The 12,421-nt window shown below is 42.3% G+C and carries 8 protein-coding genes; 6 read left to right on the forward strand and 2 right to left on the reverse strand.

Annotation, left to right across the window (positions count from 1 at the left end; genetic code table 11):
• The first annotated feature begins 14 nt into the window (after positions 1 to 14).
• From BLV54_RS00265 to fba, 6 genes are all read left to right on the forward strand, one after another.
• Positions 15 to 1,277 carry a sigma-54-dependent transcriptional regulator gene (locus tag BLV54_RS00265; protein ID WP_090566065.1) on the forward strand — a complete coding sequence of 421 codons (1,263 nt, stop codon included), beginning with the start codon at positions 15 to 17 and terminating at the stop codon, positions 1,275 to 1,277.
• A 154-nt stretch (positions 1,278 to 1,431) separates the two neighbouring features.
• Positions 1,432 to 3,447 carry a transketolase gene (gene tkt / locus BLV54_RS00270; protein WP_090566067.1) on the forward strand — a complete coding sequence of 672 codons (2,016 nt, stop codon included), beginning with the start codon at positions 1,432 to 1,434 and terminating at the stop codon, positions 3,445 to 3,447.
• Positions 3,448 to 3,518: 71 nt separating this feature from the next.
• Positions 3,519 to 4,520 carry a type I glyceraldehyde-3-phosphate dehydrogenase gene (gene gap, locus BLV54_RS00275; RefSeq protein ID WP_090566070.1) on the forward strand — a complete coding sequence of 334 codons (1,002 nt, stop codon included), beginning with the start codon at positions 3,519 to 3,521 and terminating at the stop codon, positions 4,518 to 4,520.
• Between the two features lie 216 nt (positions 4,521 to 4,736).
• The gene (locus BLV54_RS00280; RefSeq protein ID WP_090566073.1) at positions 4,737 to 5,915 is read left to right on the forward strand and encodes a phosphoglycerate kinase; all 1,179 of its coding nucleotides are present in this window, start codon (positions 4,737 to 4,739) and stop codon (positions 5,913 to 5,915) included.
• 26 nt (positions 5,916 to 5,941) lie between these two features.
• Positions 5,942 to 7,423 carry a pyruvate kinase gene (gene pyk / locus BLV54_RS00285; protein WP_090566076.1) on the forward strand — a complete coding sequence of 494 codons (1,482 nt, stop codon included), beginning with the start codon at positions 5,942 to 5,944 and terminating at the stop codon, positions 7,421 to 7,423.
• 117 nt (positions 7,424 to 7,540) lie between these two features.
• On the forward strand, positions 7,541 to 8,605 hold the full coding sequence (gene fba, locus BLV54_RS00290; protein ID WP_090566078.1) for a class II fructose-bisphosphate aldolase: 1,065 nt from the start codon (positions 7,541 to 7,543) through the stop codon (positions 8,603 to 8,605).
• Positions 8,606 to 8,739: 134 nt separating this feature from the next.
• On the opposite strand, the gene BLV54_RS00295 is transcribed toward fba, so the two are convergent.
• Positions 8,740 to 10,293: a CYTH and CHAD domain-containing protein gene (locus BLV54_RS00295; protein ID WP_090566081.1), complete on the reverse strand. Its 1,554-nt coding sequence runs from the start codon at positions 10,291 to 10,293 to the stop codon at positions 8,740 to 8,742.
• A 19-nt stretch (positions 10,294 to 10,312) separates the two neighbouring features.
• Positions 10,313 to 12,412 (reverse strand): polyphosphate kinase 1, encoded by a 2,100-nt coding sequence (ppk1, locus tag BLV54_RS00300; RefSeq protein WP_090566084.1) that lies wholly within the window; start codon positions 12,410 to 12,412, stop codon positions 10,313 to 10,315.
• Between the last annotated feature and the right edge of the window lie 9 nt (positions 12,413 to 12,421).

A 12,421-nucleotide genomic window follows, 5' to 3' on the forward strand; every position in this document is an offset into this window, starting at 1 on the left:
TAAATTACAATATAATGGCCAACAATACGATTCTTGTTGTTGATGATGAAGTTGGCATACGCGAGCTCTTATCCGAAATCTTAAATGATGAAGGATATCAAGTGGCTTTGGCAGAAAATGCAGAACAAGCTCGCAACTGGCGTAATCAAACTCGCCCCGACTTGGTACTTTTGGATATCTGGATGCCAGATACAGATGGTATAACATTACTTAAAGATTGGGCCAATAGTGGATTGCTTACCATGCCAGTTATAATGATGTCTGGACACGGCACCATTGATACTGCAGTAGAGGCAACACGTATTGGAGCTGTGGGTTACCTTGAAAAACCCATACCTTTGCAAAAATTACTAAGCACTGTTGGGCAAGCTTTGCGCGGCGGGCAAAGTAAGCCGATTCCGACTCTTACCCTGGTGAGTCTGGGTCGAGGAACTTTAATTGCAGAATTAAAAAAGAAACTCGAGCAGATATCTAATTTGAAAGTACCCGTACTGTTCATGGGTGAGCCGGGTGTGGGAATAGAGCATTGTGCTCATTTTCTACATCATATCAATACTCCATGGGTTGAACCGGAATCACTTTCATTTCTTGCGGAAAACCCAGTGAATTTACTTGAGCAAGCAAAGGACGGTTTATTATTTCTTAGAGAAATTGGCGACCTCAATAAATTGGAACAAAAAGGATTGCTTCTGCTCCTGAGTAAATTAGAAAAATATAATGTGCGTTTAGTATGCGCTACGACTTTTCCCTTGGCAGAATTAACCGCGCAAGGTATTTATAATCCTAAGTTATACGAGATATTAAGCAGTCTTTGTATCAGTGTCCCATCTCTTAGAATGCATCGTGAAGACATTCCTGAACTAGCCAATCAAATACTCTCAAATTGTATTGAATCGGGTGAAGCGCCATTCATTCATTTTAGTACGGCTGCATTAAACACGTTACGCAACTACGATTGGCCGGGTAATCTGGCTCAACTGACGAGTGTGGTACATTCGTTAGCTTTAACTTGTACCAGTACTGAAATTTCAGTGGAGCTTGTGCAGCAGACTTTAGCACCTCCTTTAACGACAGCTATATCAATTGCGCCGGATATACCTTTGAATGCGTCTTTGCGTGAAGCACGAGATTTATTTGAGAAAAATTATTTCGAAAAATTAATTGACCAAGAAGGCGGTAATATGACGCGTGTTGCCGAACGTGCAGGGCTGGAGCGCACACATCTTTATCGTAAAATAAAAGCACTGGGCATTAAGTTACGTAACCAGAATAGCTGAAATAACATCAAAAAAGTGTGTTTGAGTGTATTAATAAATCAATGTTGTAGAGCACTTCGTCTTAGGTGATAATATCGGTTTTTGCCAACTTTTGTTGTCATGCGGCGCGGAAGATGGATATTCTGTTTTTTGAATTTTTTGAGGGATAGTAAAAATGGGAGCATTTGAGGACTTTAACGCGCCAGTATTCAAGAATTTGACGAGCGCGATTCGTGCCTTGGCTATGGACGCAGTAGAAAAAGCTAAATCTGGCCACCCTGGCATGCCTATGGGTATGGCAGAAATTGCGGAGGTGCTTTGGATTCATCATTTGCGTCATAATCCAAGTAACCCCAAATGGGTTGACCGTGACCGCTTCGTTTTGTCCAATGGGCACGGTTCTATGTTGCTTTATGCGCTCTTACATTTGACTGGTTATGATGTGTCAATTGAAGATATCAAGAATTTTCGGCAACTTCATTCCAAAACACCCGGACATCCAGAATATGGCTATACACCGGGAGTAGAAACAACGACAGGGCCTTTAGGACAGGGTATTACCAATGCCGTAGGTATGGCATTGGCAGAAAGAATTCTCGCACAAGAATTTAATCGTCCTGGCTTTGATATTGTTAATCACTATACCTATGCGTTTCTTGGTGATGGATGCTTGATGGAAGGTATTTCACATGAGGCATTTTCTCTGGCGGGCACATTAGGGCTGGGTAAACTCATTTGTTTTTATGACGATAACGGTATTTCAATTGATGGACATGTAGAGGGTTGGTTTACTGACGATACGCCTAAGCGCTTTGAAGCATATGGATGGCATGTTGTGCCAAATGTAAATGGTCATGATCCAGATGCAATTGAGGCCGCTATCGAGGCTGCCAAAAAGATTCCAAACAAACCCTCTATGATTTGCTGTAAGACGGTTATTGGGATGGGGTCACCCAATAAAGCCGATACCCATGCAGTTCATGGCGCGGCATTAGGGGAAGAAGAAATCGCGGCTGCACGCCCTCACATTGGATGGCATTATCTTCCCTTTGAGATTCCTCAAGAAGTCTACGATGCATGGGATGCACGTGCAAAAGGTAATGAGCTGGAAAGTGAATGGAATTATAAGCTTACAGAGTATGAAAAGAAATATCCTGTAGAAGCAACCGAATTCAAGCGTCGTATGACTGGGGAATTACCAGCTAATTGGTCTGAGCATGTTGACAGTTTTATAAGTCGCGTTAACGCAAAAGAAGAGACTATTGCCACTAGAAAAGCATCGCAGAATGCAATCGAGGGATTAGCACCCATTTTGCCGGAACTGGTCGGAGGGTCGGCTGATTTAGCGGGTTCTAATCTGACGCTATGGTCTGGTTCAAAAGGAGTGAGTGCAGAATCCGGCGGGAATTATATTTATTATGGTGTACGTGAATTTGGTATGAGTGCCATTATGAACGGCTTATCATTACATGGCGGTATCATTCCTTACGGGGGCACATTTCTGATGTTCTCAGAATATGCGCGCAATGCTTTGCGCATGGCTGCTTTAATGAAAATCCGTAATATTTTTGTATTTACTCATGATTCGATTGGCTTAGGTGAAGATGGTCCAACACACCAACCGATAGAGCAAACAGCAACATTACGCCTGATACCCAATATGGATGTATGGCGACCTTGTGATACGGTTGAATCAGCTATAGCTTGGGCGCGTGCAATTGAGCGCAAGAATGGACCGTCGACCCTTATTTTTAGTCGACAAAATCTGCCTTTCCAGAAAAGAGATGCGGCAACCATCAAGCTAATCGATAAAGGAGCCTATATCTTATCCGAAGCTGCTGATGGAAACCCGCAGGCAATTATTATTGCAACCGGATCAGAAGTGGGGCTGGCCATGGCTGCGCAGAAAGCATTGTCTGCCGAAGGTATTCAGGTGCGCGTAGTATCCATGCCATGTACTAGCCGGTTTGATCGCCAAGACCAAACATATCAGGAAAGTGTGTTGCCAAAAGGCATTAAACGTGTTGCGGTAGAAGCTGGTGTGACAGATTACTGGTATAAGTATGTCGGACTTGAGGGGGAAATCATTGGCATCGATACTTTTGGAGAATCGGCTCCAGCCGAAGTATTATTTAAATACTTTGGTATCACTGTCGAGAACGTCGTAGAGGCAGTGAAGAGAATTATATAAATCGTGTCGTTTATTTAGGTAGAAGAGGCATACTTAGTTACGGTTTTTTTTTGTTTTGAGGAGTTTTTATAATGACAATAAAAGTAGGAATCAATGGGTTTGGTCGTATTGGGCGGATGGTATTTCGTGCATCTGTTGAAAAATTCAGCGATATCGAAGTAGTTGCTATCAATGATTTGCTTGAGCCAGACTATTTGGCTTATATGCTGACGCATGATTCTGTGCATGGTCGTTTTAACGGTGATGTTTCAGTGGAAGGAAATACTTTAATAGTACATGGTAAGCGAATACGCTTAACCGCTATTAAAGATCCTGCTGAGTTAAAATGGAATGAGATGGGTGTTGATGTGGTAGTGGAGTCAACAGGACTTTTCCTTACTAAAGAAACTTGCGAAAAGCATCTTGCAGCAGGCGCCAAGAAAGTTATTATGACCGCACCATCTAAAGATGATACGCCAATGTTTGTATATGGTGTTAATGATAAATCTTATAATGGACAAACTATTGTTTCCAATGCTTCTTGTACAACCAACTGTCTTGCACCAATCGCGAAAGTGTTGAATGATACTTGGGGAATCAAACGTGGATTAATGACCACTGTTCATGCTGCAACTGCTACCCAAAAAACAGTAGATGGTCCTTCTAATAAAGATTGGCGAGGAGGGCGAGGAATTCTTGAAAATATTATTCCTTCTTCTACAGGTGCAGCAAAGGCAGTTGGTGCTGTTATTCCCGAGCTGAACAAGAAGCTCACCGGGATGGCTTTTAGAGTACCGACTTCTGATGTTTCTGTTGTAGATCTTACTGTGGAATTAAATAAAGAAGCTACTTATGATGAAATCTGCAATGTCATGAAAGCTGCCTCAGAAGGTCAACTGAAAGGTGTGCTTGGCTATACTGCCGACAAAGTGGTTTCGACTGATTTCCGTGGTGAAAGCTGTACCTCTGTTTTCGATGCTGAAGCAGGAATATCATTAGACAAAAACTTTGTTAAAGTCGTTGCCTGGTACGATAATGAATGGGGATACTCCTGTAAAGTATTAGAGATGGCTCGCGTTATTGCTAACAAATAAGCCCTCAAAGAATCAAGATAAGCATACGATTTACTCCGAGTAGAAAACTTAAAAGTTTAAACTTCTTAATCAGATGTTAATAGAACAAGGTTATGATTTTACTCGGAGTTATTTATTTTGTTGCTTATTTCATAATGATTAGTTTATCCCTTTGAGTTAGTAAGCAGTCAATCAATACTGCAAGCTATTCTTATTAATATTTATATTGGAGTTAATGTGTCTGTTATCAAGCTCACCGATCTCGATTTGAAAGACAAGCGCGTTTTTATTCGCGCTGATCTTAATGTACCCATCAAAGATGGCAAAGTTACATCAGATGCGCGCATTACAGCATCGATGGCCACTATAAAATATTGTTTAGATCGTGGCGCAAGAGTTATGGTAACCTCCCACTTGGGGCGCCCGGAAGAAGGAGTATGGAGTGAGGAGAATTCGCTAAAGCCTGTTGCTGATAATATTGCAGAACGCCTGGGTAAACCGGTACGTTTGATCAAGGATTGGGTGAATGGTGGATTTGAAGTTGCGCTGGGTGAGTTGGTTGTTCTCGAAAATTGCCGTTTTAATAAAGGCGAGAAAAAAAACGATGATGTAACTGCCCAGAGCTATGCTAAGTTATGTGACATATTTGTGATGGACGCTTTTGGTACTGCGCATCGAGCTGAAGCATCAACTCATGGGATTGCAAAATATGCTCCCGTTGCCTGTGCTGGCATACTTTTGACAGAAGAATTAGAAGCGTTGACTAAAGCTTTACACAATCCAGCACGACCTATGGTTGCGATTGTTGGAGGTTCAAAAGTATCAACCAAACTGACAGTGCTTGAATCACTTTCTGAAAAAGTAGATCAACTGGTGGTAGGTGGTGGGATTGCCAATACATTCCTTAAAGCTGCAGGAAAAAATATTGGTAAATCCTTGTGCGAAGATGATTTGATTCCAACTGCAAAAATGTTGATAGATAAAATGAAACAGCGAAATGCGACGATTCCAATCGCTGTGGATGTTGTGGTTGGCAAGAAATTTGATGCTAATGAACCAGCTGTGATGAAAGATGCAGATGCCGTATCGGATGATGACATGATTTTCGATATAGGACCGAAAAGCGCTAAAGAATTGGCTGATATTATAATGAAGGCAGGTACTGTCGTTTGGAATGGACCTGTAGGTGTATTTGAGTTTGATCAGTTCGGTGCAGGCACACATACCATTGCAAAAGCGATTGCTGATACCAAGGCTTTTACATTGGCTGGGGGTGGCGATACTATTGCTGCAATTCAGAAATATGATATATACGATAAAGTGTCATATATTTCGACAGCTGGGGGGGCTTTTCTTGAATTCTTGGAAGGGAAAAAACTCCCGGCGGTTGAAATTCTCGAATTGCGAGCACGTTAAAATTTGATCTGAAAATTCTTTTTGGAATGATTAGAAGAACGAAAATCGTTGCTACGCTGGGGCCTGCTTGTAGCGACTCTACTATTCTGCGGCGCATGATTCTTGCAGGCGTTGATGTCGTGAGAATAAATTTTTCACACGGTACTCGCGAAGAACAAATTGCTTACGCTGACCTCACTCGTAACCTTGCGCGTTCCACCGGTTATAAGGTTGGAATATTAGCTGATTTGCAAGGACCTAAAATTCGGATTGGTAAATTTGATCACGGGAAAATCTGGCTCAAAGTAGGCGATGAATTCATACTTGATGCTGACTGCGAATTAGGTAATGAGGAAAGAGTAGGGCTTGACTACAAAGAGTTACCTAACGACGTGGAAGCTGGTGCGATATTGCTATTAGATGATGGTCGTATTGTTCTTAACGTTGCTAAGGTGGTTGGAAATGAAATATATTGTCAAGTCAAGCAAGGGGGCGTGCTGTCAAACAATAAAGGCATTAATCGAAAAGGTGGTGGACTGAGCGCGCCAGCTCTGACTAATAAGGACAAGCAGGATATCCAGACTGCCGCAGCATTGAAAGCGGATTATTTGGCGGTATCTTTTCCTAGGACAGGTGAAGACATACGTCAGGCACGTACTTTAATGCAAGAGGCTGGAGGCAATAGCCTGATTATGGCAAAAATCGAGCGCTCTGAAGCTATCTTGGCGTTAGATGATATCTTGGATGCATCGGATGCGATCATGGTTGCCCGGGGCGATCTGGCTGTTGAAGTGGGAGACGCTGCCGTACCAGCATTGCAAAAGCGGATGATACGCTCAGCTCGTGCTAAAAATAAACTCGTCGTAACTGCAACGCAGATGATGGAATCCATGATCATTAATCCGATTCCCACTCGTGCTGAAGTATCAGATGTGGCCAATGCAGTATTGGATGGGACTGATGCCGTTATGTTGTCTGCTGAATCTGCTGCAGGGCAGTATCCGATCGAGGCAGTAGAAGCCATGGCAAGAGTTTGTCTGGAAGCAGAAAAAGAGTACATAGTAAACCAGACATTACAGCGTTCACCCGAAACCCAGCCAAGTAGCATTGAAGAGGCTATTGCCCGTGCAACGATGTATACTGCTACGGGTCTGAAAATTCGTGCCATCGCAGCGCTTACCCAGAGTGGTGTAACTGCATTGTTAATGTCCCGAAGAAGCTCAAAAGTGCCCATATTTGCCCTGAGTCCCCAGGAGGATACGCTTGGTAAAATGACTCTGTTTCGAGGGGTTTATCCCATAAAATTTGGGCAGGACATATTTGATCCAGAAATTGTTTTAGGTTTGGCGGAAGATGAGCTATTTAAGCGTGGGGCAGTGCGTGATGGTGATCTGATCGTGATGACCATAGGTGAGCCTGTTGGCAAAGCAGGGGGTACCAATACCATGAAAATCGTTCGTGTAGGTGATCACAGAAAATTGAGAAATCTAGAAAACACTGAAGCAAATCCAGTATCAATAAGTTCTTAATTTTTCTTATCGCAAGTTGATTTAATAAATTAAGAACGCCCTTTATCGAGATACGAATTCCTATCAACTAATTTTTATGATAAATCTGATACAAAATTTCAAATGAAGGAGACCTAAATGGCACTTGTATCATTGCGACAACTCTTAGATCATGCAGCAGAAAATGGATATGGATTGCCTGCATTTAACGTGAATAATCTCGAGCAGATTCATGCGATTATGCAGGCAGCGGATGAATGCAATAGCCCAGTGATCATGCAAGGCTCAGCCGGTGCGCGTAAATATGCTGGAGAGGCTTTTTTGCGTCATTTGATTGCAGCGGCAGTGGAAGCCTATCCACATATTCCTATTGTGATGCATCAAGACCATGGTGCTTCACCTGCAGTATGTGTAAATGCAATTCGTAGTGGCTTTTCTAGCGTCATGATGGATGGCTCTCTTAAAGAAGATGCCAAAACACCTTCATCCTATGAATATAATGTTGATGTTACCGCAAAAGTTGTCGCTATGGCGCATGCGGTCGGCGTTTCTGTTGAAGGTGAATTGGGTTGTCTTGGATCACTTGAATCCGGGATGGGAGAAGCAGAGGATGGTCATGGTGCTGAAGGCGTGCTATCTCATGATCAACTGCTGACCGATCCTGAACAAGCTGCCGATTTTGTGAAAAAAACAGGCGTGGATGCACTTGCTATTGCTATTGGCACGTCGCATGGTGCCTACAAATTTACACGAAAACCAACAGGCGATATCCTGGCTATTGAGCGTATCAAAGAAATCCACAAGCGGATTCCCAATACCCATTTAGTGATGCATGGCTCAAGCTCTGTCCCTCAAGAATGGCTTGAAATCATTCGTGAATATGGTGGCGAAATGAAAGAAACTTACGGTGTGCCTGTTGAGGAAATTCAAGAAGGCATTAAAAATGGCGTGCGTAAGGTAAATATCGATACAGACATTCGATTAGCTATGACTGGGGCAATTCGTCGGCACTTGGCTAAGAACAAAAGCGAATTTGATCCAAGAAAATTCTTGAAGGATGCGACTGCTGCTGCTAAAGAAATTTGTAAAGCACGATTCGAAGCATTTGGTAGCGCAGGGCAGGCAAGTAAAATCAAGCCTATCGGGCTAGAAGAAATGGCTAACAGATATGTAAAAGGAGAACTAAAACCTATCGTTACTTAAATAAGTACGGATAGGGTATAAAAAAGGCTGCTGGAGATTGGTTGATTATCTTGCCAAATACCAGCAGCCTTAATTTTTTGCTACGCTTTTTAATATTTATATAAAAGTAAAATGCGGTGTGTCGGCTCTGTATCTCAATAAGTTTCCCAGAAAAGGGGAGTACGGTAGAAAAGTTGCAAGGTATCCTTTAGCTCTATATTCTTTCGCTGTAATCGCTGCATATTCCATCCCAGAATGATTCCTGTAGCTTCTCGTGATATTAATGTCTTTGTTTTCGAAGCGGGGATTTCTTTAAGCAGTTTTTGGGTATTTATGCTGTCATTAATGGCACCAAGTGCATCTTGTAGTCCGGATAATGAATGGATATATTTTCTAACCTCTTTAGGAGAAAAAAGAGTTTGAAAAAATTCCACAGTATAACGTTGTTTTTTTATGCTAATACGGAGTGAGTGGAGTGATGTTGCATCAAGTTTTTCAATTTCTTCCACAATATCAATGATTTGTTGATGGCGATCTGTCAAAAAAGTCTTCGTGAAAGTAATTAGCACCGTCTTAGTAGCGACTGCGTTCTTCAAGGCTTGTGGTCGATCTGGGTATTTAAATATTTCTTCTAGCCATAAATTCAGTTGCAGAATCAATTTTGTATAACGCTTCGATCTGATACTATTGTGTGCAGTTTTATTGTGTTTCTTGCGTAATATTTCACTCGTTTTTATGAGCACAGCTATCCCTGCATGCTCAGCAAAATTCTTCTGAATTTTAGGAAGCTGTTCCGTAACAAAAACATCCCAGTCACGAGCTGGATTTAATTGGCGCGTTAACCATTTAAGCTCTTGTGTGAGTGATACTTCGTTTGAAGTGGCGGTGACAAAAACATCAAATGCGGTGCGGAGCCGACGCAGCGCAAGGCGCATCTGATGGAGGTATTCAACATCGCTACTTGCCAACATGCCATGCTCATTTCTGGTCAATTGATCAAGACAATTTTGCGCGATCAGAGTAAAAGCTGTAGTTAAATCCATATCAGCTTTGAGCTCGACAGGTAAGGCCTTAATTGGAGGATCTTTATGTCCTGTATAAAGCATATAGCCTCGTTCAGCCTTACTTATATTTTCCAATCTGAGTGGGAATGGAAGTATCTGGACAAGCATAAGGGCAAGTCGGAATAGTTGAACTGGCTTGCCCGACTTTAATTCAAGCTCGATTTCAGTAAATGATTCCTTTGTGTGGTCTACAATAATTTTGCCATGGTCAAGACAGAGCTCGATTTGACTACCTTCATCCATTTGCAGAATATGCATATGGCGAGTAAATTGTGTAATGAATATCTGCCGTAGTTGTTTCCTCAACTCAGAATTGCTCAGTAATTTGATTATTCTGGGATCGCTTAATTGAGTGAAATCAAGATGATTTCTGGGAACGGGCACTTCCCATTCATTGCGCTGATGCAATCCAGAGGCGACGCTACCTTCTGTTTTGATGGTTTGCACCCAGTTTTTTCCTATTTGACGTAGGCGTAGCGCGCAATGCTGCCTTTTTAAGGCTAAATCAGGTGTGTCGTAATAAATCGTATAAAGCTTTAGTTTAATTGGTTGGGAAATACCCAAAGTTTTAAGTAGGGGTAAATTCTGCAAATGTTTAATGCAGTTTGCGGGTAGCGATAGCTTGAGCTCGATTTCTTTAGGCATAGATCCACGTCTTATAAAATTAGCCTTGTTTTGCTGCTGCTAGTTTTGTAAGCAATGCCTCTTGAGCAGTAAAACGCCTGCTAGAGCGGACAGATTTACGTTTGTAATGGCCGTTGGCATCCATTTCCCACGCGTGGGTGTTATCTCTAAGATAAGGTTTTAATCCTTCTGAGATTACACGCTTTTTCAGGCGTGGCTCCAGAATTGGGAAGCAGATTTCAATTCGGCGAAAGAAATTGCGATCCATCCAATCAGCACTGGATAAATAAATATTGTGCTCATTATTGTTACGAAAATAAAAAATTCGCGTGTGCTCAAGAAAGCGCCCAATGATGGAGCGCACTGTAATATTCTCTGACATGCCGGGTACACCAGGGCACAAAGCACATGCACCTCGTATAATGAGTTGAATTTTTACCCCAGCTTGCGAAGCAGCGTATAATGCTTGAATGATGTTGGGTTCCAGTAATGCATTCATTTTGGCAATGATGTTTGCAGGTTTACCTGCTTTGGCATTTTCCATTTCATTTCTAATGGCATTTAGTATTTGGCTATGAAGGGTAAAGGGGGACTGCCAGAGATGCTTCAATTTGCTAGCCTTACCCAGGCTAGTCAGTTGCAGAAAAACTTCATTGACATCGGAGCAAATTTCTTCATGGCAAGTAAGTAATCCAAAATCAGTATAGAGCCGTGCGGTTTCTGGATGATAATTACCCGTACTAAGATGCGCATAGCGACGAAGCTTGCCTTCTTCACGCCGGACTATCATTGCCATCTTGCAGTGGGTTTTGTGACCTACAACACCGTAAACAACATGAGCTCCCACTTCTTCGAGACGACTAGCCCAATTGATATTAGCTTCTTCATCAAATCGCGCCAGCAGTTCAACTACCACGGTAACTTCTTTTCCTCGGCTGGCTGCAGCGATGAGCGCTTCCATTACGTTAGAGTCTGAGCCGGTACGATAAACCGTTTGTTTGACAGCTACAACATCTGGATCCAGCGATGCTTGCTGGATAAACTGTATGACTGGCTGAAATGACTGATAAGGATGATGTAATAAAATATCGCTTTTGCGAAGCATCTGGAAAATATTTGAGATTTTCTTTTTCTGAGTGGAAAAAGGCAAGCCCGGAATAAATAGAGGAAATTTCAAGTCGGGACGATCTATTTGTCCAGGAACTTGCATGAGACGTACTAGATTGACCGGTCCATTTACTTGATATAAATCATCTGCAGTTAAACCAAACTGCTCTAGTAGAAATTGGGAAATATGCTGTGGACAGTTATCCGCTACTTCGAGTCGTACCGCATTACCAAGATGCCGTTGAGGTAATTCACCTTGTAAAGCAATCCGCAAATCTTTGATTTCTTCTTCATCAACAAACAGATCACTGTTGCGGGTGACGCGAAATTGGAAACAACCTATCGGTTGCATGCCAGCAAACAGTTCACCTACGTGGGCATGGAGAATCGAGGATAAGAATATAAAGTTATATTCTTCAGTGCTTACCCCCTGGGGAAGCCGTATGATGCGAGGAAGAATACGTGGTGCTTGGACTATTGCCATACCAGAATTGCGCCCAAAAGCATCTTTTCCTTCTAGTTCTACCGCAAAATTAAGACTTTTGTTTAATACGCGCGGAAAGGGGTGGGAAGGATCTAGGCCAATCGGTGTTAGCATGGGCATAAGCTCACGAAAGAAAAAAGCTTTAATCCACTCTCGTTGACAGTCGTTCCAATTACTTCTACGGAGGAAGCGAATACCATGGTGAGCTAATTCTGGCAGGATATTTTCGTTGAGTAACTGATATTGTCGGGCAACAATTTGATGTATTTCTTCAGAAACCAATTTGAAAGTTTGGCGAGGCAGCATGCCATCTGGTCCAAAACCTGGTGTATTTAATTTGATTTGTTCTTTTAGTCCCGCGACACGAACTTCAAAAAATTCATCGAAGTTGCTACTGACAATGCAGAGAAAACGTAATCTTTCCAATAATGGTGTATCTTTGGATTCGGCCTGGGCAAGTACACGTCGGTTAAACTCGATTTGACTAAGCTCTCGGTTAAGAAATGGAGTGGAGGTAGTCAAATTACTTATAACGGCTGAATCTAGCATTTTCGGCTT

The organism is Nitrosomonas sp. Nm33 (assembly GCF_900107265.1).
Classification (GTDB): domain Bacteria; phylum Pseudomonadota; class Gammaproteobacteria; order Burkholderiales; family Nitrosomonadaceae; genus Nitrosomonas.

Excerpts from the sequence above, each read along its gene's own strand:
- ppk1 (WP_090566084.1), bottom strand. The coding sequence starts at position 12,412 with ATGCTAGATTCAGCCGTTATAAGTAATTTGACTACCTCCACTCCATTT.
- tkt (WP_090566067.1), top strand. The coding sequence starts at position 1,432 with ATGGGAGCATTTGAGGACTTTAACGCGCCAGTATTCAAGAATTTGACG.
- fba (WP_090566078.1), top strand. The coding sequence starts at position 7,541 with ATGGCACTTGTATCATTGCGACAACTCTTAGATCATGCAGCAGAAAAT.
- pyk (WP_090566076.1), top strand. The coding sequence starts at position 5,942 with ATGATTAGAAGAACGAAAATCGTTGCTACGCTGGGGCCTGCTTGTAGC.
- BLV54_RS00265 (WP_090566065.1), top strand. The coding sequence starts at position 15 with ATGGCCAACAATACGATTCTTGTTGTTGATGATGAAGTTGGCATACGC.
- gap (WP_090566070.1), top strand. The coding sequence starts at position 3,519 with ATGACAATAAAAGTAGGAATCAATGGGTTTGGTCGTATTGGGCGGATG.
- BLV54_RS00295 (WP_090566081.1), bottom strand. The coding sequence starts at position 10,293 with ATGCCTAAAGAAATCGAGCTCAAGCTATCGCTACCCGCAAACTGCATT.